The sequence below is a fragment of the Pseudonocardia sp. P-1 genome (assembly GCF_058111925.1).
In genome coordinates this window covers 1,497,937-1,519,421 of sequence record NZ_CM176614.1, presented here as the reverse complement: position 1 = coordinate 1,519,421, position 21,485 = coordinate 1,497,937, and the positions used below count along the sequence as shown (strand labels likewise).

Here is a 21,485-nt window from a genome sequence, read left to right as displayed (position 1 = left end):
GTGATCGACTTTTCGGGCCGACGGGTTAACGGAACGGTCACGTTCGTGCCAGAGTGACCAGGGGTCGCCGGCCGGCGACCGTACGTCGTGCTGCCCGTCGTCGCCGGGCAGGGGAGGTTCTGGCTGGTGTTCTGGAGGAAGAAGGACCGTCGTCGCCCGGCGCGGGGCACCACCGACCGGCACGCGCTCGTCCCGATTCCGCTGACCGGCGGAGTGCTGTCCGGCCAGGTCCGCGACCAGCAGGGCGGTGCCCTGGCCGGTACCGAGGTGTCCGTGATGGACCCCGCCGACCGGCGTGCGGTGTACGTCGAGACCGACCCGTTCGGCCGGTTCGCCGCGTCGCTGATGCCCGGCCGGTACCGGGTGCGCGTCGAGGCGGGCGGCTACCAGCAGGTCACCGACGTCGTCGAGGTGTCCTGGGGCGAGCACGCCGACATGGGCCACATCGTCCTCGGCGAGGACCCGGCGCTGCGCCCGCCGCGCCCCGGCGTCTTCGTGATCGACGGCGACCACAGCTCGGTGCGCTTCGTCGCCCGGCACATCGGCATGTCCAAGGTGTACGGCCGGTTCAACCGGTTACAGGGGCAGATCCGGATCGCCGAGCCGTTCGAGGAGTCCTCGGTGGACGTCGTGATCGACGCGGCCAGCGTCGACACCAATGTCGCAGCCCGCGACACGCACCTGCGCTCGGCCGACTTCCTGGACGTCGAACGCTTCCCCGAACTGCGCTTCTCCAGCGTGCGCTTCGTCGCGCACGGCGGGAACCGGTGGACCGTGGACGGCGACCTCACGCTGCACGGCCTCACCAGCGACGTCTCGCTGGACACCACGTTCCTGGGCACCGCGGAGTGGAACGGTGACCGGGTCGGCGCGGTGGCCACCACCCAGCTGCACCGCGAGCACTACACGCTCAACTGGCAGCAGACCATCGCCAAGGGACTGCCCGTGGTCGGGTCGACGATCCAGATCCAGCTCGACGTGCAGGCGATCCGGCAGTCCTGACCTCCGGTGCTCAGTACTCCGGGAGCGTGAGGGCCGTGGCGGCGGTCGCGGCCCAGTGCTCGGCGAGCCCGGGAGCGGCGGCGTCCGGGGCGGTCAGCTCCCGGACGCGTGCGGCGTTGGTCAGCGCCAGCTCCTGGTTCGCCTCCACCCAGCCGCGCATCCGCCGCTCGTGGGCGGCGGCCGCAGGCCCGGGGTCGCCGCTGGAGCGCGCGAGCTCGCCGGCCAGCACGTAGGCGCCGACCACGGCCAGCGTCGTGCCCAGGCCGGACAGCAGCGTGGGGCACCAGGCGGCGTCGCCGACGAGCGCGACCGGACCGCGCGACCAGACCGGCAGCCGCACCTGGGTGACCGGGGTGAGGTACAGGTCCTCGGCGCGGGTCATGCCGGCGAGCAGCTCGGGCAGCCACCAGCCGCCGCCGGCGAAGTGCCGCGCCACCAGGGCGCGCTGCGCCCCGAGGTCGCGGTGGTGGTAGGTGGCGTCCGGGTCGGAGAAGCCGAGCATCACCCGGACCTCGGTGTCGTCGCGGGCGGTGTAGAGCCCGGCCATCGCGTCGGGGCGCTGCAGGAACACCTGCCAGCGGCTCAGCTCGAAGGTGTTGGGCAGGGTGAACACGGCGACGTGCTGGCCGAGGGGGACCAGCCGGCCGTCGTCGTCGGGGCCCAGGGCCAGGCGCCGGACGCCGGAGTGCTGGCCGTCGGCGCCCACCACGACGTCGTAGTGCTCCTCGGTGCCGGACGCGAAGCGGACCCGGGTACCGCCCGCCGGGTCCGGGTCGAGGGCGACGACGCGGTCGCCCCACCGGTGCTCGACGCCGTCGAGCGCGCCGGTGAGCAGGGCGGCGAGGTCGTCGCGGAGGATCTCGACGTCGTCGCTCGCGACCGGCCCGCCGGTGAGCGTCACCTCGGTACTGCGGAAGACCTCGGTGCCGTCCTCGTCGACCAGGGACATGCCGTCCATCGCGGTGCGTGCGGCCCGCAGCGCGGCTCCGAGCCCCATCCGGTCGACGACGGTCAGCGCGGGCCCCCGGACGTCGACGGCCTGCCCGCCGGGCCGCGGTCCCGGCGCCGACTCGACGACGACGGGCCGGAACCCGTGCCGCCGCAGCCACCACGCGAGTGTCGCCCCGGCGATGCCGGCCCCGCTGATCAGGATGTCGGTCATGCGTCCTCCCTCGGTACGGTGTACGAGATCACCATGACCTCACGAGCTGGGACGACGCCTGGCCTGTAGCGGTACAGGTGGTACAGGGAGGTGCGGTGGACGGGTCGCCGACGGACCGGGTCGCGGCCGCGGTGCGCGCCCGCATCGAGGCGGGCGACCTGCGCCCCGGGGACCGTGCGCCGTCGGTGCGCGCGCTGGTGGCCGAGCACGGCGTCGCGATGTCCACCGCCGCCCGGGCGCTGACCCGGCTGCGCGAGGAGGGTGTGCTGCACACGACGGCCCGGGTCGGTTCCGTCGTCGCCGGGCCGGCGGGACACCCGGGTCCGGTGCGGCCGCCGGACACGGACCGGCTGGTGCGGACCGCGATCGGCATCGCCGACGACGAGGGCCTGGCCGCACTGTCCATGCGCCGCCTCGCCGGTGCGTTCGGCGTGCCGACGATGTCGCTGTACCGGCTGGTCCGCAGCCGCGACGAGCTGCTGCTCGCGATGCTCGAGGCGGCGTTCGCCGAGCTGGTGCTGCCCCCGGCCGACGGGCCGTGGCGGGCCCGGCTGGAGGGGGCGGTGCACGCGCAGTGGCGGGTGCACCGGCGGCACCCGTGGCTCGCGCGGGTGCTGTCGCTGTCCCGTCCGCAGGCGCTGCCGTCGCTGCTGCGCTTCGCCGAGTTCGAGCTCGCCGCGCTGGAGGAGGTCGTCGCCGACCCGGTGGAGCGGTTCGACCTGCACCTGGCGCTGACCGGGTTCGTGCGGGGGATGGCGCTGACCCTGGCCGCGGAGCAGGAGGCGCAGGCCGACACCGGCGTCGACGCCGACACCTGGGCCGACCACGACCCCGGGCTGCGCACCGCGCTGCGGCGCCACGGCGGGCCCGCGCTGCGCCGGATCGGGGACCACCCCTACGACCTGCAGCGGGTCCTCGACACCGGGATCGCCCGGTTCCTCGACGGGATCAGCTGAACCCCTGCTGCCGCCACGCCTCGTAGACGGCGACGGCGGCGGCGTTGGCCAGGTTCAGCGAGCGGTTCGACGGCCGCATGGGCAGCGCCACCGTGCCCGTCACCCAGTCCGCGCCCGCCACCTCCGGCGGCAGCCCGGTCGACTCGCGGCCGAACAGCAGCACGTCCCCGTCGGAGTAGGCGACGTCGGTGTAGCGGACCGGCGCGCCCGGCACGAACGCGAACACCCGGGCCCCCGCGGCGCGCACCCAGCCGGCGAACGCGGCCGTGTCGTCGTGCACGACGACCTCGGCGAGGTCGGCGTAGTCGAGCCCGGCCCGGCGAACCGAGCGCTCGTCGAGGGAGAAGCCGAGCGGCCGGACCAGGTGCAGCTCGGCGCCGGTGTTCGCGGCGAGCCGGATCGCGTTGCCGGTGTTCGGCGGGATCTCCGGGGTGTGCAGGGCGAGGCGGACCACGCGCTACTCGTACCAGGTGCCCCCGCTCCAGTGGTTGCCGTCCGGGTCGGCGATCTCGAACAGGCGGCTGCCGTAGTCGGCGTCGAAGGGCGCGTGCACGACGGTGGCACCGGCCGCGACGGCGCGGGCGAACAGGGCGTCCGGGTCGTCGCAGACGAGGTGGACGGCCGCGCCGCCGGGTGGGCGGCACCCGTCGTGGGCGGGGCCGAGCATCACGCCGCCGGGGGCACCGGTGGACCCCGTGCGCACCAGCTCGGCGTGGACGATCGTGCCGTCGTCGCCGGTGTGGACGGCGCGCTCGGTGAAGTCCAGCGCCGAGGTCAGGAACGTGACCAGGGCGCGCGGGTCGGGGCTGGACAGGCTGGGCCAGAGGCCGGGCAGGTCGCTCATGGGTGCGAGGGTGCCGGGGACGGGCTCCGCGGTCGTGGACGAATCGGAGCCGCCGGCCGGACCCGCTCGGCCCGCCAGGTCGACGCGGTGGTGCCCGCCAGGTCGCGGAAGTCGCGGGCCAGGTGCTGCTGGTCGGCGTAGCCGCAGATCGCGGCCAGCTCGGCGAGCGGGGGAGCCGACGGGCGGCGCAGCAGCGTGCACGTCCGCTCGAACCGGATGACCCGTGCCGCGGTCTTCGTCGCGAGCCCGGTCTCGCGTCGCAGCCGCTCACCGAGGTGGCGCTGCGACCAGCCGACCTCCCCCGCGACGTCCGCGACGCGCGCGGTCCCGCCGCTGCGGGCCAGCAGCTCCCAGGCGCGCACCACCTCCGGCGGCGCGTCGCCCGGACGGTCCCGGGCGTCGGCGACGGCGCACAGTGCGGCGTCGAGCAGCGCGCAGCGCCCGGCCCACCCCGGCTCGGCGCGCAGCCGGTCCAGCAGGGTGTCCAGGCCGGGGAGGAGCAGTGCGAGGTCGACGACGTCGCCGGCCAGCTCGCCGGCGGGCAGTCCGAGCAGCGTGCGGGCCCCGCGCCAGGTCATCTCCAGCTGCATCCCGGCCTGCCGGGGGCCGGTCGCGAGCACCGCGGGTGCGGCGTGCAGGCCGGCTGCCGAGGCGGCGAACCGGCCCGGGCCGCGCCGCGGATCCGGAGCGGCGAGCAGGTCGACCGCACCGTCCAGGCAGAGCACGACGGTCAGGTGGGCGCTCGACACGCCCTGGTGCGTCCCCGCCGGACCCGCGGGGGAGGACCAGCACCAGATCCCGGACACGAGCGGGCGCAGGCGGACGGAGGGACGCCAGCGCCGGGCCCCGTCGGACATACGGGCCAGGGTAGCGCCGCCGGGACGGGGAGGCCGGGAGTCCGGAACGGACGATCGTCGGCGACGCCCGGACGCGCCCGTGCCGCCAGGTGTTCCGCGGTCGTTCGTCGAACGGTCGACGGGGGTCCACCGGGGGTGCCCGGCGATCCTGAGAACGGCCGCTGGGCCGAAAAGTGAGCGGTTGTCGCACGCGGCCGTCCGTCGTAGTGGACAGGGCTCTTCACGGAATGGATCTTAGGGCGGTCGTCGCCCAATCGCTCCGTTCGGACGAAACATTTCCTTAATCGATCCCATGTCCATTCGATCTCTCTGGAGATCGAAATGACACCGGGTCGGCAAGATCGGAATTGTGAGATCTCCCGGTCCGTATTCGTCGGGGGAGGCAGATCGGTTCGTGGTGTGTCATGGTTCCGATTCGGAGTGGGGAACGCGGGGCGTTCCGGGGTGCTGTCCGGTAATCGCTCAATGGAGAGGGACGGGGTCATGAGTAACGCCTCCAAGATCGGAATGGCCGTCGTCGGCGGCTATGTGCTGGGAAGAACGAAGAAGGCCAAGCTGGCGATCATGCTCGGGGGTGCGCTCGCCGGGCGGAAGCTGAATCTGACGCCTGCCGGAGTCGTGTCGCAGGCGTCGAAGGTGGTGGCGGGGTCGCCGGAGCTGACCCGGCTGTCCGACGCCGTGCGCGGCCGGCTGTTCGAGGCGGGCAAACAGGCCGCGGTGTCCGCGGCCGGCAACCGGCTCGAGGCGCTGACCAACTCGCTCGTCGAGCGGGTCGAGAACCTCGGCAGGCCGGTCGAGGAGGTCGCCGGCGCCGCCGGTGACGCCGCCGGGGCGGGTGTGGAGAAGACCGGTGACGCGGCCGGTGCGGCCGTCGAGGGCGCCGGTGCTGCCGCCGGTGCCGCCGGGGACACCGCGGAGGGCGCGACCGACGCCGTCGGGGACACGACCGACGCCGCCGGGGAGGCTCCGGTGGTCGGCCGGGCCGCGAAGGGCACCACCCGCGCGGCCGGGTCGGCGACGCGGGGAGCGGGCCGGGCGGTCGCGGGCACGACGTCGAAGGCGCGCCGTCCGCGGTCGGCCGACGCCGACTCCGAGGACCCCCCGCGCCGGCGGACCGCACGGTCGTCGGGCTCGGGGTCGTCGTCGGGACGTGCGGGATCGTCGAGCCGGTCGTCGTCGGACTCCGACTCCGACTCCGAGGGCCGCGCGGCCCCGGCCCGGCGGACCGCGCGGTCCTCCTCGGGCCGCAGCTCCGAGTCGTCGTCCTCGTCGTCCTCGGGGTCGTCGGGCAAGGGCGGCTCGCGCAACGGCCGGGCGCCGCGCTCGGGCGGGCGTGCGACGAAGAAGTCGGAGGCGCGGGCCGATGGCTGAGGAGCGGGACGGCAGCACCTCGGTGCTGGACCAACTGCCCACCGACCGCCTGAAACAGGCCGGGCAGCTGCTGTTGAAGGCGGCCGCCGACCGTGCGGTCGGCGCCGCGATGAACCAGGTGGAGGGACTCACCGAGCGGCTGACGGGCGTCGCCGAGAACGGCGGGACGGGTCTGGGCGCGGCCCTCGGCGGGGGTGGCTCGGAGGAGGGGGGCAATCCGGTGACGAACGCGGTGAAGGGCGGGTTCTCGGCCGTCAAGGACAAGGTGATGGGGGCCGTCGGGCTCGGCGGCGACGACTCCGAGGACTCCGAGGGCGGCTCCGGCGGCGGTGGTTCCGGCGGGGGCCGCGGCAAGTTCAAGTTCATGAACATCGTCGAGCACCTCGACGTCGGTGTCCCGGTGCGGGTCGCCTACGACCAGTGGACGCAGTTCGCGGATTTCTCGACCTTCATGAAGAAGGTGCAGTCGGTCGACCAGGAGTCCGACGAGAAGACGAACTGGAAGGCCCAGGTGTTCTGGTCGAAGCGCACCTGGAGCGCGACGATCATCGAGCAGATTCCGGACACCCACATCATCTGGCGTTCGCAGGGTGCCAAGGGTTATGCCAACGGGTGCGTGTCGTTCCACGAACTCGCGCCGAACCTGACCCGCGTCGTGCTGATCCTCGAGTACTACCCGGTCGGCCTGTTCGAGAAGACCGGCAACATCTGGCGCGCCGTCGGCCGCCGGGCCCGGCTGGAGTTCAAGCACTACGGCCGGCACGTGATGGTCGAGACCCTGCTCAATCGCGAGGAGCTGGAGGGCTGGCGCGGGGAGATCCGCGACAGCGAGGTCGTCAAGACCCACGAGGAGGGGCTCGAGGAAGAGCGCGAGGCCGAGTACGACGACGAGGACGCCGAGTACGACGACGACGAGGACGCCGAGTACGACGACGACTACGAGGACGCCGAGTACGACGACGACCTCGCTGAGGACGACGACCTCGCCGACGAGGAACCGGTCGAGGACGACGACTACGCGGAGGAGGACCTCGACGAGGACGACCTCGCCGACGACGGGGCCGTGGACGAGGAACCGGCCGACGAGCCCGACCCGGGGTACGACGACGCCGAGTACGACGACCCCGAGTACGACGACCCCGAGTACGACGACCCCGAGTACGACGACGCCGAGCCGGAGGAGGCCGAGGCCGAGGAGCCCGAGCCGGAGGAGGACGGCGGCCGACGGGCCGGGAGCCGTCGCCGTCGCACGGCGGGCTCCCGTGCCTGACCCGGCCCGGCACCTGCGAACGGAGGGACGGACACCGTGACCGTCAGCCATCGACAGGGGGGCGGCGGCCGGGTCGACCGCGCCCCGCAGGGCGACCTCGCCCAGGTCATCGACCTGATCCTGGACAAGGGTCTCGTCATCGACATCTTCGTGAAGGTGTCGCTGGTCGGGATCGAGCTCGTCACGATCGACGCCCGCATCGTCGTCGCCAGTGTGGACACCTACCTGCGGTTCGCGGAGGCCACCAACCGCCTCGACCTGCACCAGAAGGGCGGCAAGGACCTCGGCGAGGTCGTCAGCGGCATCTCGGAGGGCGGCTCGAAAGGGGTCTCGAAAGGAGCCACCAAAGGAGTGATCGAGGCGGGCAAGGAGAAGTTCGACGACCTCCGGGGTGAGCGTCGCTCGCGGAAGGAGAAGAGCGGGTGAGCAGCGCGACCTACGTCTACGCCGTCGTCGCCGCCGACATCGACCTGCCCGAGGGGCTGACCCCCGTCGGCGGCGGTGAGGAGGTGGCGGTGATCGACCACGGGCGGCTCGCCGCAGTCGTCAGCGACGTCCCGCGCGACGCCCCGCTGGGCAGCCGCGAGGACCTCCTGGCCCACGAGCGCACCGTGAACACCCTGGCCGGGAGCACGACCGTGCTGCCGATGCGGTTCGGCGGCGTCGTCGACGACGACCGCGCCGTCGTCGACGAGCTCCTCGCCGCGCACCAGGACTACTTCGCCTGGGCGCTGGAGCAGCTCGACGGCTGCCGACAGTTCGTGCTGACCGGCCGCTACGACTCCGACCGCCTGGTGGCGGGCATCGTCGAGGCCGACCCGGAGATCCAGCAGCTCGGTGAGGCCGTGCGCGGCAAGGACCCGGACGCCACGTACTACGAGCGCATCCGGCTCGGTGAGGCGATCGCGGGCCACGTCGAGCGCATCCGGTCCGACGACGCGGACCTCGCCGTGGAGCGGCTGGGCCCGTTCGCGGTCGCGACGTCGGTGAAGGAGCCCGCCGCCGAGGACGGCGCCGTCGAGCTGGCGCTGCTGGTGCACCGCGACCGGGTCGGCGACTTCGAGCAGGCCGTCGACGCGCTCGGCGACGAGTGGGACGAGCGGGTGCGGCTGCGCCTGATCGGCCCGGTCGCACCGTACGACTTCCTGCCCGAACCACCGGAGGCCGAGGGCTGATGGGGCTCTTGCGCGGCCTGCTCGGGCTGCCGCTCGCACCGCTGCGCGGCGTCGTCTGGGTGGGGGAGCAGCTGCAGGACCAGGCCCATGCCCGGCTCTACGACCCGGTCGCGGTGCGCCGGCAGATCGACGAGGTCGAACGGGCCTACGAGCAGGGGGAGATCTCCGAGGCCGACCGCGACGCGCGTCAGGAGGTCCTGCTGGCCCGGCTGACGGGGCGACCGGGGGACGGCCGTGGCTGAGCCGGAGGACCGGCCGTCCGACGAGCGACCGCGTCGTCGCAGGTCGGGAGAGCCGGCCCGTCGGCGGGACGGATCGGAGGCTCCGGTGCGGCGACGGGCGGGGGAGGCTCCGCCGCGTCGGTCGCGGGACGGGGAGGACCCGCCCCGCCGCCGGTCGGGGGACGACGACGCCGCGCCGCGCCGCCGTTCGGCGGACGGGGGGCCACCGCCCCGGCGGCCCCGTCGGGCCGACGGCGGGTCGTCGCGCCGCCGCTCCGACACCGCGGACGACCGGGCGGCCGACGCGCCGTCGGCGCGGGACGGACGCGGTGCACCCGACGGCGGGTCCGAGCGGCGTCGCGACACCGGCGAGCGGCCGGTGCGTCGTCGCTCCGCCGGGGACGAGCTCGCCCGTCGTCGCCGGTCCGGCGACGACGGTGCGACCCGGGAGCGGCCCGCGCGCCGCACCCGGCCCCGCGACGGCGACCGGGCCTCGGCGACGCCACGACGTCGCCGTGACGACACGGAGGAGCAGCCCCCGCAGCGGCGGCGTCGCCCGGCGGGCGGAGGCCCGCGGCGGGGACGCGCCGGCCGCGACGAGCCGGACCGGGAGCCGGTGGGCGACCAGGACGAGGAGGTCCTGGACGACACCGGGGCCGACGACGGGACCGGGGACGAGGTCCGGCCCGGCGACGGGGCCGACACCGACACCGGGGACGACCGGGAGTCCGATCTCGACGTCGACGAGCCCGATCCCGATCCCGAGTCCGAGGAGGAGGAGGAGCCCGAGCCGATGGCGGACGAGCTCGGTGCCGACGACGAGGACGACGGCTCCGACGAGGACGACGGCTCCGACGAGGACGACGGCTCCGACGAAGACGACGGCTCCGACGAGGACGACGGCTCCGACGAGGACGACGGCTCCGACGAGGACGACTTCCCCGAGGACGAGGGACCGGACGACGAGGTGACGGAGGACGAGGAGCCCGGGGACTCCGAGGACGAGGAGCCGGAGGAGCGACCCGACCCACCCCGGCGTCGCATCGGCGCCCGCGCGGCCGCCCGCGCCGCCGTCGAACAGATCGTGGAGATGACCGGCCGCGCACCGGAGGGGGTCACGTTCGTCCGCAGGCAGGACGACAGCTGGCTGGTCGGTGTCGAGGTCGTCGAGACCGAGCGCATCCCCGACTCCTCCGACGTCCTCGCCGTCTACGAGGCCGAGCTCGACGACGAGGCCGAGCTGATGTCGTACCAGCGGGTCCGGCGCTACCCGCGCGGCCGCGGCGACGACGACTGAGGGAGGACCATGAGCGACGCCGTCCGCTGGAGCAGCCCCGGTGCGCCGCAGCGGCGCACCGAGCAACCACCCCGGCAGTCGGGCACCGACCTGGCCGACATCCTCGAGCGCGTCCTGGACAAAGGCATCGTCATCGCCGGCGACATCCAGGTGAACCTGCTCGACATCGAGCTGCTGACCATCAAGATCCGCCTGGTCGTGGCCTCGGTGGACCGCGCCAAGGAGATGGGCATCGACTGGTGGGAGCGCGACCCGACGCTGTCGGGCGGCCGCGACGAGCTGGAGGAGGAGAACGCACGGCTGCGTGACCGGGTGGAGCGCCTCGAACGCCTGCTCCCCGCCGACGAGCGGTCCACGCCGTCCGACGACACCCACGACGGTCCCGACGGGGAGTCGGCCCGGGCCGACGACGCCGCCGTCGAGAGGTCGATCGACCGGGCCGTCGCGGACCGGGACGAGGACGGACCCGAGGCCCCACCGCGTCGCACCCGCCCCGCCGCCACCCGGCGGCGCCGCACGACCACCACCCGTCGCCCGGCACGCGGGAAGGACTGAGCCGTGGACCTGACCTACGTCTACGCCGTGGGCGACGCGGCCCCGCCCGACCTGGCCGGGCTCACGGGCATCGGCGGCCGCCCGGTGCACACGGTGACCGGCGGCGACGCGCTCTGGGCCGCCACCGGCACCGTCCCCGAGTCCGACTTCGGCGAGAGCGCCCTGACCGCCCGGCTGGAGGACCTGACCTGGCTGGCGACCACCGCGCGGGAGCACCACGCCGTCGTCGACGCGCTCGGTGCGCGCACCGTCGTCGCGCCGCTCGCCCTCGCGACGGTCTACCGCGACGACGACCGGGTCCGCGCCGTGCTGACCGAACGGCACACCGCGTTCGCCGAGGTCCTGGACCGGCTCCGGGGCCGCACCGAGTGGGGCGTGAAGGCCTACGCCACGCCGCGGCCGGAGGGCCGTGACGCCGGGCGGGCGTCGTCCGGGGCCGAGTACCTGCGCCGCCGTCGCCGGGAGCTCGACCGCGTCGCGGGTGACGACGACGCCGCCCACGCCGCGGCGCAACGGCTGCACGAGGCGGCGGCGCGGGCCGCGGTGACGACGCGACGGCACCGGCTGCACGCCCCCGCGCTGACCGGACGCACCGAGCCGATGGTCCTCAACGGCGCCTACCTGGTCGACGACGCCGACCGCGACACCTGGCGCGCCGCCGTCACGGGGGCCGCGGACGGCGCCGGGCTCACCGTCGAGGTCACCGGGCCGTGGGTGCCGTACTCGTTCGTCGAGGAGGAGCGGTGAGCACGGGGGAGACCGGCCTCGCCCACCGCGAGGTCGCGCTGGTCGACCTGCTGGACCGGCTGCTCGCCGGCGGGGTCGTGCTGGCCGGTGACGTCACCGTCTCGCTGGCCGGGGTGGACCTGATCCGCATCTCGCTGCGCGCGCTGATCGTGTCGATCGCCCCGGCCGGGCGGCAGGCGGGGGAGGAACCGCCCGATGACGCCTGACCCGCGTCCCGGCGGCCGGGTCGACATCGACCGCGACGCCGTCCGCCGCGACCTCATGAAGCTGGTGCTGACGATCGTCGAGCTGCTGCGTCAGCTCATGGAGCGCCAGGCGCTGCGCCGTGTCGAGCAGGGCGACCTCACCGACGACGAGGTCGAGGACCTCGGCACCGCCCTCATGCACCTCGAGGAGGCGATGGACGAGCTCACCGCGGAGTTCGGTCTGACCGCGGCGGACCTGAACCTCGAGCTCGGCCCGCTCGGTCCGCTGCTGCCCCGGCACCGCTCGTGACACCCCCGCCGGGCAGCACCGCGCGCACCGCCCGCACGTGCGCCTCGAACTCGCGGGTCCGCGACCTCAGCACCCGCTCCCCGCCCGGGGTCAGCCGGTACCCGCGGCTGCCGGCCGGGCGTCGCACCAGCCGGTTCCGTTCGAGCCGGTGCAGTGCCCGGTACACCGGGCCCGCCGACAGGACCAGCGCGCCGCCCGACCGGTCGAGCACGGCGTCGCGGACCGCGGCCCCGTCGCCGGGGGCGTCGTGGATCGCGCCGAGGAGCAGCAGGTCCAGCGTCGACCGGTCCGGTGGCCGCATGGGCGCGCTCCCTCCGCTCGTCGGCTCGAACTGCAGCGTTCCCCCGCCCGGGCGGGCGGAAACCGACACACACCCGGAACCGAGAGGACCGATCGTGATGGCCGTACCCGCGAGGACCCGATGAGCACCGCGACACAGGAGGCCCCCGCGGTCCCGCAGGCCCGGGCGCCGCGCACGGCGACCCCGCCGGCGCCGCCCGACCCGACGACGCAGCTGCGCGACGCCGGGGAGCGGCTCCTGGCCGCACTCGTCGACCGGCTCGCCGCGCTCGCCTGCGACCAGGTCGACCGCCTGGCCGACTCACTGGAGCGGATGGCGGCCGACGGCGGGCCCGGTCTCGGCGCCGCGCTCGGGGCGGGCAAGGCCCTCGCCCGCGGTGACAACCCGGTGTGGGGCGCGATCAAGGGCGGGTTCGCCGCGCTCGGGACCGCGGCGAAGGTGCTGATCGGCGTCGTCGTGGCGCTGGCGCCGGTGCTGCTGCTGGTGGCACTGGTCGTCGCGATCGTCGCCGCGCTGGTGTGGGCCGTGGTCGCGGCGGTGAGGGCCGCCACCGGCTGAGGTCAGAGGGTGAGCAGCATCCGCACGTTGCCCAGGGTGTTCGGCTTCACGTGGGCGAGGTCGAGGAACTCGGCGACGCCGGCGTCGTAGCTGCGCAGCATCGCCGCGAACACCTCGGCCGACACCGGTGTCCCGTCGATCTCGGCGAAGCCGTGCCGGGCGAAGAACTGCTTCTCGAACGTGAGCACGAACAGCCGCTCCAGCCCGAGCTCGCGCGCGCCGTCGATCAGGGCGGCGACGATGCGGTGCCCGACCCCGCGGCCCAGCACCGACGGCGACACCGCGACCGTGCGGATCTCACCCAGGTCCTCCCAGAGCACGTGCAGGGCGCCGCAGCCGACGACCGTGCCGTCGACCTCGGCGACGAGGAACTCCGGGACCGCCTCGTAGAGGGTCACGGTCTCCTTGGCCAGCAGCACCGTGCCCGCGTACTCGTCGACGAGCTCGCGGATCCGGCGGACGTCGCGGGTGCGGGCACGGCGGACGACCACGTCGGGAACCGGGGCGGGGACGGGCTCGGGCACGGCAGGAGAGCCTAGACCGGGGCCGTCGGACCCGGCGTCTACCCTGGTACCCGTGGCTTCCCCCGAGAACGCACCCCGCCGCGCCGCCCTGCTGACGCTGGGCTGCGCGCGCAACGAGGTCGATTCCGAGGAGCTCGCGGGCCGCCTGGCCGGGTCCGGCTGGGAGCTGGTCGACGCCGAGGACGGCAGCCCCGACGTCATCGTCGTCAACACCTGCGGATTCGTCGAGCAGGCGAAGAAGGACTCGATCGACACCGTGCTGGCCGCCTCGGACGTGGCCCGCCCGGCGGGGGCGAAGGTCGTCGCCGTGGGCTGTCTCGCCGAGCGCTACGGCGCCGAGCTGGCCGCCGACCTGCCCGAGGCGGACGCGGTGCTCGGCTTCGACGCCTACCCCGAGCTCGCCGAGCGCCTCGGCGACGTCCTGGGCGGGCACGCCCCGGCCCCGCACGTCCCCACCGACCGCCGCACGCTGCTGCCGATCTCGCCGGTCGAGCGCCCGGCCGCGGCGGCGGACGTCTCGGTCCCCGGTCACGACTGGGTGCCCGACATCGCGCGCACCCGCCTGTCCGGCGGACCGGTCGCGTCGCTGAAGCTCGCGTCGGGCTGCGACCGCCGCTGCGCCTTCTGCGCCATCCCGAGCTTCCGCGGCAGCTTCGTGTCCCGCCCGCCGGCCGACGTGCTCGGCGAGGCCGCCTGGCTCGCCCGGCAGGACGTGCGCGAGATCGTGCTGGTCAGCGAGAACTCCACCAGCTACGGCAAGGACCTCCCCGGCGGCACCCGCGCGCTGGTCGACCTGCTCCCGCAGCTCGCCGGGATCGACGGGATCGAGCGGATCCGGGTCGCCTACCTGCAGCCGGCCGAGCTGCGGCCCGACCTGCTCCGGGTCATCGCGACCACGCCGGGCGTCGCGCCCTACTTCGACCTGTCGTTCCAGCACGCGTCGGCGCGGGTGCTGCGCCGGATGCGCCGCTTCGGGTCGCGCACCGACTTCCTCGACCTCTGCGAGCGCATCCGCGCGCTCGCCCCGGAGGCCGGGATCCGCTCCAACGTCATCGTCGGGTTCCCCGGCGAGACCGAGGAGGACCTCGCCGAGCTGGAGGCCTTCCTCACCGGTGCCCGGCTCGACGCCGTCGGTGTGTTCGGCTACTCCGACGAGGACGGCACCGAGGCCGAGGGCTACGACGGCCACGTCGACCCGGCCGAGGTGCAGGCCCGCGTCGCGCGGATCTCCGCGCTGGTCGACGAGCTGATGGAACAGCGCGCCGAGGAACGCATCGGCACCGAGGTCGTCGTGCTCGTCGAGTCCGGGGAGAGCGACGAGGACGACTGCACCGGCCGCGCCGCGCACCAGGGCCCCGACGCCGACGGCGAGTCCACCGTCGTCGGGGCGGCGCAGGACGGCCCGGAGCCGGACTCGCTGCGACCCGGTGACCTGGTCCGCTGCCGCGTCGTGGACACCGAGGGTGTCGACCTGCTGGTGGAGACCCTGGAACTGCTCGACCCGCGTGTGCCGGCCGCGGCCGTCCCGGCGGCCTCCGCAGCCGGATGAGCTCGCACCCGGCCGGGGGCACCGCCGGAGTCGGTGACCCGCCGCTGCTGAACATCGCGAACGCGCTGACCGTCCTGCGGCTGCTGCTCGTCCCGGTGTTCGTCGTCGCGCTGTTCGTCGACGGCGGCGAGGACGTGGTGTGGCGGCTGGTCGCGTTCGCCGTGTTCGTCATCGCGGCGGCCACCGACCGGCTCGACGGCCAGCTGGCCCGCAGCCGCGGGCTCGTCACCTGGTTCGGTGCGCTGGTCGACCCGATCGCGGACAAGGCCCTGATGGGCGCCGCCCTGATCGGGCTGTCGATCCTCGGGGTGCTGCCCTGGTGGGTGACGATCGTGATCGTCGTCCGCGAGCTCGGCATCACCGCGCTGCGCTTCGTCGTGATCCGCCGTCGCGGGGTCATCCCGGCCAGCCGCGGTGGCAAGGCCAAGACCGTCGCCCAGACCGTCGCGATCGGGCTGTTCCTGCTGCCGCTGCCGGAGCTGCTGGGCCCCGGTACCGCCGCCGCGACCGCCGTGCTCGTCCTCCAGTGGGCGGTGATGGCCGTCGCGCTGGTGCTCACGGTGGTGACCGGCGCCGACTACGTCCGCAAGGCTGTCCGCCCCCGGCCCGCCTGACCTGCGGGGACGATCCGGGGCCCGCGCGGCGTTGAGGTGTTCGCCGTGGGCGGACAGCGTCACGGCGCGTGGGAACCGGGGAAGTCGGTACGGTGAGACATCACCGGGTGTCCGGGGAGCAGTCGAGGAGGGCACATGCTGCTGCGGGAAGCGATCGGCAGTGGGCTGCGTGAGGTGCGCACCGCGCGCCGGCGCACGCTGCGCGACATCTCGCGGGCCGCGCGGGTGAGCCTCGGGTACCTCTCCGAGGTCGAGCGCGGGCGCAAGGAGCCCTCCAGCGAGCTGCTCGCGGCGATCTGCGAGGCGCTCGGGGTCTCCGTGCCGGACCTGTTGACCACCGTCGCCGCCGAGATGGCGACGGCGACGTCCGCCGCGGCCGCGGGCCGTCGCGACGACGTGCTCGTCCCGATCGGGCAGCGGCACGCCGAGCTGCGGCTGGCCGGGCGGCCGGGTTCCGTGGTCGCCGCACCGGCGTCCTCGGGCGGGCCGGTGGCCTCGGCCGCCTGATCGCACGGCCCGCCCCGGCCGACCGCTCCTGCGCGGTAGGGTGCGGACAGACCGGCAGCGATGCCAGGATGGACAGGGCCGGAGGTCCGGTGCCGACCACGGGGGGAACGCGGGGTCGGTCCGGGGTCCGCACGCCCGCCGTGGTGGCGGGCACGGTCGCGAGCGAACGCAGGCGGAGGACGCGCAGAGATGGCCAACGGATTCACCAAGTTCTTCAGCTATCTGTCGGCCCTGTTCTCGTCGAAGGTCGACGAGCACGCCGACCCGAAGGTGCAGATCCAGCAGGCCATCGAGGACGCCCAGCGCCAGCACCAGCAGCTGTCGCAGCAGGCGGCCGCGGTGATCGGCAACCAGCGCCAGCTGGAGATGAAGCTGAACCGGCAGCTGGGAGAGATCGAGAAGCTGCAGTCGTCGGCGCGGCAGGCACTCGTGCTGGCCGACCAGGCCCGCTCCCAGGGCGACGAGCAGAAGGCCCAGCAGTACGAGCAGTCGGCGCAGACCTTCGCGACCCAGCTGGTGACCGCGGAGCAGGGCGTCGAGGACCTCAAGACGCTGCACGACCAGTCGATCGGTGCCGCCGCACAGGCCAAGCAGGCCGTCGAGCGGAACTCGATGATGCTGCAGCAGAAGATCGCCGAGCGCACCAAGCTGCTCAGCCAGCTCGAGCAGGCCAAGATGCAGGAGCAGGCCGCGAAGTCGCTGCAGCAGATGAGCGAGCTGTCCGCGCCGCGCAACGCCCCCTCGCTCGACGAGGTCCGCGACAAGATCGAGAAGCGGTACGCCACCGCGCTCGGGTCCGCGGAGCTGGCCCAGAACTCGGTGCAGGGCCGGATGCTGGAGGTCCAGCAGTCGACCACCGACATGGCCGGCATGTCGCGGCTGGAGCAGATCCGGGCGTCGATGTCGGGGGCGCCGATCGCCGGGGGCCAGCAGGCCCCGCAGGTGGGCCAGGGGGAGCCGCAGCAGCAGCTGCCGTCCACGCCGGCGCCGGCCCAGCAGCAGAACACCCAGAACCAGCAGCAGCCCGGCACCGCCTGAGCCGCTCGCCCGTTCCGCACCGTCCGCCGCGGCCCCGCCCAGGGACCGCGGCGGACGTGTGTCCGGGCCCGGGCGGCCCTCCGCGGGCCCCGGCCGGCGGTGGCGCCCGTGGCAGCAGGGGTCAGCGGGTGCGGGCGGCGCCGGGCGGCGGTCGCCCGGGGGCACCGCGGCGCGGGCCGGTGGCCCGGCGCACCGGCCGCGGGGACGGTCCCGTCTGGCAGCGCGGGCACCAGTAGGTGACCCGGGCCCGGTGGTCGTCGCCCTGGTCGGCGGTCCGGATGCGGGTCCCGCACCTGCGGCACGGACGTCCGGGCCGCTCGAACACCCAGTGCGCCTCGCCGGCGGCCAGCGAGCCGGTCGTCGTCTGCTCCGGGCGGTCCTTGTTCGACGACAGCAGCCGCCGCGACAGGTCGATGACCCCGGGCAGGTCGGGCACGTCGCGGATCGGCACCCAGGGCGTGAGCCCGAGCAGGAAGCAGATGTCGTTGCGGTAGAGGTTGCCGAGACCGGCCATGACCCGCTGTTCGAGCAGCACCAGCCCGAGCGGGTGGTCGGCCCGGGCGGTCATCCGGCGCAGCGCCTCGGCGTCGTGGACGGGGCCCCACTCCGGGTCGAGCAGGTCGGGCCCGAGATGCCCGACGAGGGTTTCCTCGTCGTCGGTGGGGAGCAGCTCCAGGTCGTGCAGGGCGAACCCGACGGCGACCCGGTCGGCGGTCTCCAGCACCGCGCGCGCCTCGTGCGCGACCCGGCGCCACCGCATGCCGGGCCGGTACAGGTGCCAGGAACCGTCCATCCGGAAGTGGCTGTGCAGGCTGCGGCCGTCGTCGAAGCGGGTGAACAGGTGCTTGCCGACGGAGACGACGCCGGTCACGGTCAGCCCGGCCAGGTCGTGCTCGACCAGGCGCGGATGGCGCAGCTCGCCGCGCAGCAGCTCGTGCCCGGACAGCGCGGTGTGCAGCCGCTTGCCGGCCAGGTACACGGTGTCTCCCTCGGGCACGACCGCGACGCTACCCGGGCGGGCCCGGACCGGCCGGGCTCAGTCCACGACGAGCGTCCGCAGCTGCGGCCACACCTGCGACCACGGGTGCGTCATGCCCTCGCCCAGCCAGACGCGGTTCCCGTCGCCGAGGTCGGTGACCGGTCGCAGTACCACCCCGGTGGGCGCCAGCAGGCCGGGGTCCCTGCCGAGGAAGATCACGACGTCGTGGTCGTCCGGGGGCGGGTCGAAGTAGCCGTAGCTGCGGTTGCCGCTGTACCCGGGCGGCAGGCCGAGCGCGGGGTCGGCGGTGTCGACGTAGGCGGCGAAGATGTACGAGCCGCCCACCACGACGGAGCGGTCCCGCTGGTCCGGGGGCAGCCCGTCGCGGACGCGGGCGACCTCGCCGACGATCCGCTCCGGCACGGCGGGGTCGGCCGCCCCGGCGCTCGCGGACAGCATCGCCGCGGCGAGGGCGACCGACAGCACCCCGGCCGGCCACGCCACCCAGGACCACCGCCGTCGCCCGGTCGCGCGCCGTTCCTGGAACCACACCGCCCCGAGCGCGGCGACGGCACCGTGCAGACCGCACAGGTAGTAGGCACGCCCCACGGTCACCGCGAACACGATCCACAGCACGAGGAAGGTCACCGCGACGAAGCGGTACGGCCGCAGCCGCGGCGCCGTGAACGCCGCGACCGCCCCGACCACGACGAGCACGGTGCCGAGCAGCCCGGCCAGCAGGAGCATCGCCACCGCGTTGGGGCCCGGCCCGCCGAACAGCACCGATTCCTGCGCGACGACCGACGTCATGCGCAGCTGCGGCCAGCCGTGCACGGCCTGCCACACCAGTGTCGGTGACGCGATCAGTGCACCGAGCAGGGCGGCCCACCAGAACGCGGGCCGCCGCAGCATCGCCCGCGGCCCGGCCAGGCCGATCGCGAGGACCAGCACCGCGCCCAGCAGGATCACCTGGAACTTCGTCAGCGCGGCCAGGCCGAGGAGCGGGCCGACGGCGAGGAGCAGCCGGTCGTCGCGCACGCGGGTCCAGCGCACCAGCAGCCACAGCAGCAGCGCCCACTGCAGCGGTTCCAGCGAGTACGGCGTGAGGAAGTGCCCGAACAGCGTCACCCACAGCCCGGTGGCCTGGGCGAGCGCGGTGAGGACCTGGGCGCGGCGGTCGCCGCCCAGCTCACGGGCGATCAGTGCGGCGACGACGACCGCACCCGCCGTCGCCAGCGACGGCGCGATCCGCAGCACCCCGTTCACCCCGGGTGCGAGGACGTCGGCGAGCCCGGCCAGCGCCGGTGCGACCGGGGGCTGGTCGGCCGACCCCCAGTCGAGGTGGTGCCGTCCGATCGCCAGCATCAGCGCCTCGTCGAACCAGTACCCGCGCCCCAGCGCCCCCATGACGAGGTGGACGACGGCCACCACCCCGGCGACGATCCCGACGGGCAGCCGCGCGAGCCGCGGAACCGCCGTGGGTGCAGCGGCGGAGTCCCGGACCGTGGTCGACGACGTCATGTGTCCCCCCGAGCGACGACGTGGACACCGGCGGTCCCGGGCCCGGCGCCATCAGACCCCGGCGGGTCCGTCCGGTGCAGCGGGCATCGGGCGGTGGACGATCGACTTCGGTCTACCGGCGGTCCACCCTCCGGTCAGCCGCGCGGGGCGCTGCGGGCGATCCGCACCGCCCACAGCACCAGCGGGGCCTGCAGCGGCAGCCGTCCCCAGCCGATCGCCCGGTACAGCAGGTCCTTGCGGTCCCAGTGCAGCGCCATCGACACGTTCGCCGGGAACACCGCCACGAACAGCGCTGCCGCGGCCCAGCCGCCCGCACGCCGGGTCCGCGGATGCGCGACCGCCGCGGCGACGGCGCCCTCGGCGGCCCCGGAGGCGTAGGTCCAGAACCGGGGCTCCCCGGGCAGGCTGCGCGGCACGATCGAGTCGAACGGCTCGGGACGCACCACGTGCAGGACGGCGGCGGTGCCGAGCAGCCCCGCGAGCCCGAGAGCGAGACGCCGGTCGCGGGACGGGGTGCCGGGGGAGCGACGGATCATGACAGCGATGGTGCCACCCGGTACGGGCGGCGGCCGCGCCCGCCGATGCGGCGGGCGTCACGGTCGGCGCCGGGTGCCCGCGGGCGATCCCGGCCACGTCCACCGGACCTGCTGACCGGTCCCCGCCGGGCGGCCGGTCAGCCGATCGGCTCCGGGAGCCGGTCGACCTCGTAGGCCAGGCCGATCGTGTCGCCGGTGGCCGGGTCGTGCAGCTCCACCCGCCAGGCGTCGGCGAACTGGTCGACCCCCGACCTCATCGCGACGGTCCCCGACAGCAGGACGGTGCCGGGCACCAGCCAGCCGCGCTCGCGCAGCAGACCGACCCAGTACCCGGGCGGGAGCAGGGCGGCCAGCGTCGCGTCCTGCACGAGCTCCTCGGTGCCGCCGTGACGGACCCACGCGCGCAGGGTGATGTCGTCGAGCCGGTCGGCGACCTCCGACAGCCGCCAGGCCTTCCGGCCCAGGACGTCGAGACCCGCATTCTTGCTCCACGCCACGCCGTGCACCTCCAGGGCGCGGTCGGTGTGGTCGCAGGCGACGGTCAGCAGCGGGTCCGGTCACGTCGTCACCGACGACCAGCGCCCACTCCGCCTCGCCGGAGGTCCGGCCGTGCTGGGCGGGGACCCGGTCGGTCTGCGACGCCAGGTACGGCGAGACCGGGTAGAGCGCCGGCACCGTGTCCGGGGCCGGCACGCCCAGCTCGGCCAGCTCGGCGACGTGCGCGGCGACCTCCTCCTGGGCGCGTCCGGCGTACCCGGCGTTGAAGACCCGGTGGACCTCCACCGAGCGGGTGCTGCCGTCGGGCAGGGCCAGTTCGAGCGTCACGGGGGACCTCCGTCAGATGTGTACCGACTCCGGCCGCCCGCGCGCCTGCCCCGGCCGCACCCCCCACGGTCCGGCCGCGGGCGTCCGACGGGGGTAGGTGCCCGGTCAGGCCCGCAGCCGCAGCCCCTTCGGCGTCACCCGGAACCCGGCCTCGGTGAGGACCTCGGACAGCGCCGAGACCAGCGAGTCCTGCCCGTCGGCGCGCTCCACGGCGCGCGACCCGAGCCAGCCCTCGTGCACCGCCCCGGCGAGCGACTCGGCGCCGGCGCGCAGCTCGTCGCGGTCCTCGGTGAACGACAGCAGCGACTTCCCGCCCCGTTCGACGTACAGCGCGGGCGCCCCGTCGACCAGGGTGACCAGAGCGCCGGCCTTGCGACCGGGGCGGTGCCGGGTCTCACCGGTCGTCTCCGGCCAGGGCAGGGCCGCGCCGTAGGGCTGGGCGGGGTCGGTGGCGGCGAGCACCACCCGGGACAGCTCGCGCCACGCCTCCCGCGGCGACTGCGGGCGGCGACCGGCGCCGTCGAACTCGCCGTGGCGGCCGGCGCCGCCGAGCCCGCCCAGGCCGCCCCGCAGGTCGTCGG

General features: G+C 74.9%; 27 protein-coding genes and 2 pseudogenes. 17 read left to right on the top strand and 12 right to left on the bottom strand.

The window, feature by feature from the left end; genetic code table 11:
- Positions 1-87 precede the first annotated feature (87 nt).
- Entirely contained in the window at positions 88-1,002 is a 915-nt protein-coding gene (locus AC0GKK_RS07300; RefSeq protein ID WP_405418535.1) for a YceI family protein, read from the top strand.
- Positions 1,003-1,012: 10 nt separating this feature from the next.
- Here AC0GKK_RS07300 and AC0GKK_RS07295 read toward each other — a convergent pair whose 3' ends face one another.
- Complete coding sequence (locus AC0GKK_RS07295) at positions 1,013-2,164, bottom strand: FAD-dependent monooxygenase (protein ID WP_489883452.1); 1,152 nt, start codon at positions 2,162-2,164, stop codon at positions 1,013-1,015.
- A gap of 95 nt (positions 2,165-2,259) precedes the next feature.
- On the opposite strand from AC0GKK_RS07295, the gene AC0GKK_RS07290 reads away from it, so the two are divergent.
- Positions 2,260-3,120: a GntR family transcriptional regulator gene (locus AC0GKK_RS07290; protein WP_489883451.1), complete on the top strand. Its 861-nt coding sequence runs from the start codon at positions 2,260-2,262 to the stop codon at positions 3,118-3,120.
- Here the strand turns inward: AC0GKK_RS07290 and AC0GKK_RS07285 are convergent.
- Genes AC0GKK_RS07285 through AC0GKK_RS07275 form a run of 3 tightly spaced genes read right to left on the bottom strand, consistent with a single transcriptional unit; the run spans position 3,113 to position 4,821 of the window.
- Positions 3,113-3,574: a tRNA (cytidine(34)-2'-O)-methyltransferase gene (locus AC0GKK_RS07285; RefSeq protein ID WP_208819473.1), complete on the bottom strand. Its 462-nt coding sequence runs from the start codon at positions 3,572-3,574 to the stop codon at positions 3,113-3,115. The genes AC0GKK_RS07290 and AC0GKK_RS07285 overlap by 8 nt on opposite strands.
- Before the next feature lie 3 nt (positions 3,575-3,577).
- Complete coding sequence (locus AC0GKK_RS07280) at positions 3,578-3,964, bottom strand: VOC family protein (protein WP_405418530.1); 387 nt, start codon at positions 3,962-3,964, stop codon at positions 3,578-3,580.
- Complete coding sequence (locus AC0GKK_RS07275) at positions 3,961-4,821, bottom strand: helix-turn-helix domain-containing protein (protein ID WP_489883450.1); 861 nt, start codon at positions 4,819-4,821, stop codon at positions 3,961-3,963. Before AC0GKK_RS07275 ends, AC0GKK_RS07280 begins: the two co-directional genes overlap by 4 nt.
- Positions 4,822-5,304: 483 nt before the next feature.
- Between AC0GKK_RS07275 and AC0GKK_RS07270 the strand changes: the two genes are divergently transcribed.
- The 10 genes from AC0GKK_RS07270 to AC0GKK_RS07225 all read left to right on the top strand — a co-directional run bounded on the left by AC0GKK_RS07270 (position 5,305) and on the right by AC0GKK_RS07225 (position 11,952).
- Positions 5,305-6,192 (top strand): hypothetical protein, encoded by an 888-nt coding sequence (locus tag AC0GKK_RS07270; RefSeq protein WP_489883449.1) that lies wholly within the window; start codon positions 5,305-5,307, stop codon positions 6,190-6,192.
- On the top strand, positions 6,185-7,462 hold the full coding sequence (locus tag AC0GKK_RS07265; RefSeq protein ID WP_489883448.1) for an SRPBCC family protein: 1,278 nt from the start codon (positions 6,185-6,187) through the stop codon (positions 7,460-7,462). Before AC0GKK_RS07270 ends, AC0GKK_RS07265 begins: the two co-directional genes overlap by 8 nt.
- A 36-nt stretch (positions 7,463-7,498) precedes the next feature.
- Positions 7,499-7,888 (top strand): gas vesicle protein GvpJ, encoded by a 390-nt coding sequence (gene gvpJ, locus AC0GKK_RS07260; protein WP_062401185.1) that lies wholly within the window; start codon positions 7,499-7,501, stop codon positions 7,886-7,888.
- Complete coding sequence (locus tag AC0GKK_RS07255; protein WP_251784775.1) at positions 7,885-8,637, top strand: GvpL/GvpF family gas vesicle protein; 753 nt, start codon at positions 7,885-7,887, stop codon at positions 8,635-8,637. The genes gvpJ and AC0GKK_RS07255 overlap by 4 nt, the downstream gene beginning before the upstream one ends.
- Positions 8,637-8,879, top strand: a complete 243-nt coding sequence (locus tag AC0GKK_RS07250; protein WP_073578106.1) for a gas vesicle protein GvpG — start codon at positions 8,637-8,639, stop codon at positions 8,877-8,879. The genes AC0GKK_RS07255 and AC0GKK_RS07250 overlap by 1 nt, the downstream gene beginning before the upstream one ends.
- A 358-nt stretch (positions 8,880-9,237) precedes the next feature.
- On the top strand, positions 9,238-10,155 hold the full coding sequence (gene gvpO / locus AC0GKK_RS07245; RefSeq protein ID WP_489883447.1) for a gas vesicle protein GvpO: 918 nt from the start codon (positions 9,238-9,240) through the stop codon (positions 10,153-10,155).
- A gap of 9 nt (positions 10,156-10,164) precedes the next feature.
- Complete coding sequence (locus AC0GKK_RS07240; RefSeq protein WP_455752473.1) at positions 10,165-10,710, top strand: gas vesicle protein; 546 nt, start codon at positions 10,165-10,167, stop codon at positions 10,708-10,710.
- Positions 10,711-10,713: 3 nt separating this feature from the next.
- Positions 10,714-11,457 (top strand): GvpL/GvpF family gas vesicle protein, encoded by a 744-nt coding sequence (locus AC0GKK_RS07235; RefSeq protein ID WP_208819469.1) that lies wholly within the window; start codon positions 10,714-10,716, stop codon positions 11,455-11,457.
- Entirely contained in the window at positions 11,454-11,663 is a 210-nt protein-coding gene (locus AC0GKK_RS07230; protein WP_062401191.1) for a gas vesicle protein, read from the top strand. The genes AC0GKK_RS07235 and AC0GKK_RS07230 overlap by 4 nt, the downstream gene beginning before the upstream one ends.
- The gene (locus tag AC0GKK_RS07225) at positions 11,653-11,952 is read left to right on the top strand and encodes a gas vesicle protein K (protein WP_489883446.1); all 300 of its coding nucleotides are present in this window, start codon (positions 11,653-11,655) and stop codon (positions 11,950-11,952) included. Before AC0GKK_RS07230 ends, AC0GKK_RS07225 begins: the two co-directional genes overlap by 11 nt.
- Here the strand turns inward: AC0GKK_RS07225 and AC0GKK_RS07220 are convergent.
- Positions 11,867-12,253: a PadR family transcriptional regulator gene (locus AC0GKK_RS07220; protein WP_412763222.1), complete on the bottom strand. Its 387-nt coding sequence runs from the start codon at positions 12,251-12,253 to the stop codon at positions 11,867-11,869. The two genes, AC0GKK_RS07225 and AC0GKK_RS07220, sit on opposite strands and share 86 nt — an antisense overlap.
- A 120-nt stretch (positions 12,254-12,373) precedes the next feature.
- On the opposite strand from AC0GKK_RS07220, the gene AC0GKK_RS07215 reads away from it, so the two are divergent.
- Complete coding sequence (locus tag AC0GKK_RS07215; protein WP_489883445.1) at positions 12,374-12,811, top strand: hypothetical protein; 438 nt, start codon at positions 12,374-12,376, stop codon at positions 12,809-12,811.
- Between the two features lie 2 nt (positions 12,812-12,813).
- Here AC0GKK_RS07215 and AC0GKK_RS07210 read toward each other — a convergent pair whose 3' ends face one another.
- On the bottom strand, positions 12,814-13,335 hold the full coding sequence (locus AC0GKK_RS07210) for an amino-acid N-acetyltransferase (RefSeq protein WP_405418516.1): 522 nt from the start codon (positions 13,333-13,335) through the stop codon (positions 12,814-12,816).
- A gap of 52 nt (positions 13,336-13,387) precedes the next feature.
- On the opposite strand from AC0GKK_RS07210, the gene rimO reads away from it, so the two are divergent.
- The 4 genes from rimO (at position 13,388) to AC0GKK_RS07190 (ending at position 17,043) form a co-directional block, all read left to right on the top strand.
- Positions 13,388-14,884: a 30S ribosomal protein S12 methylthiotransferase RimO gene (gene rimO, locus AC0GKK_RS07205; protein WP_405418515.1), complete on the top strand. Its 1,497-nt coding sequence runs from the start codon at positions 13,388-13,390 to the stop codon at positions 14,882-14,884.
- Positions 14,881-15,498: a CDP-diacylglycerol--glycerol-3-phosphate 3-phosphatidyltransferase gene (gene pgsA, locus AC0GKK_RS07200; RefSeq protein ID WP_062401201.1), complete on the top strand. Its 618-nt coding sequence runs from the start codon at positions 14,881-14,883 to the stop codon at positions 15,496-15,498. Before rimO ends, pgsA begins: the two co-directional genes overlap by 4 nt.
- Positions 15,499-15,633: 135 nt before the next feature.
- Entirely contained in the window at positions 15,634-16,005 is a 372-nt protein-coding gene (locus tag AC0GKK_RS07195; RefSeq protein WP_062401203.1) for a helix-turn-helix domain-containing protein, read from the top strand.
- A gap of 189 nt (positions 16,006-16,194) precedes the next feature.
- Positions 16,195-17,043, top strand: coding sequence for a PspA/IM30 family protein (locus tag AC0GKK_RS07190; RefSeq protein ID WP_489883444.1), 849 nt, complete (start codon positions 16,195-16,197; stop codon positions 17,041-17,043).
- Between the two features lie 121 nt (positions 17,044-17,164).
- On the opposite strand, the gene AC0GKK_RS07185 is transcribed toward AC0GKK_RS07190, so the two are convergent.
- The 6 genes and pseudogenes from AC0GKK_RS07185 to AC0GKK_RS07160 form a co-directional block, all read right to left on the bottom strand.
- A complete protein-coding gene (locus AC0GKK_RS07185) occupies positions 17,165-18,040 on the bottom strand; it encodes a DNA-formamidopyrimidine glycosylase family protein (RefSeq protein ID WP_489883443.1) in 876 nt (291 codons plus the stop codon).
- Positions 18,041-18,079: 39 nt separating this feature from the next.
- Positions 18,080-19,543: a glycosyltransferase family 39 protein gene (locus tag AC0GKK_RS07180; protein ID WP_489883442.1), complete on the bottom strand. Its 1,464-nt coding sequence runs from the start codon at positions 19,541-19,543 to the stop codon at positions 18,080-18,082.
- Between the two features lie 134 nt (positions 19,544-19,677).
- Entirely contained in the window at positions 19,678-20,079 is a 402-nt protein-coding gene (locus AC0GKK_RS07175; RefSeq protein ID WP_489883441.1) for a DoxX-related protein, read from the bottom strand.
- A 137-nt stretch (positions 20,080-20,216) separates the two neighbouring features.
- Positions 20,217-20,576: a DUF2848 family protein gene (locus tag AC0GKK_RS07170; protein WP_405418508.1), complete on the bottom strand. Its 360-nt coding sequence runs from the start codon at positions 20,574-20,576 to the stop codon at positions 20,217-20,219.
- Positions 20,577-20,703: 127 nt separating this feature from the next.
- Positions 20,704-20,862, bottom strand: a pseudogene (locus tag AC0GKK_RS07165) (DUF2848 family protein); the annotation flags it as partial.
- 147 nt (positions 20,863-21,009) lie between these two features.
- A pseudogene (locus AC0GKK_RS07160) lies at positions 21,010-21,369 on the bottom strand (hypothetical protein); the annotation flags it as partial.
- Positions 21,370-21,485: the final 116 nt, after the last annotated feature.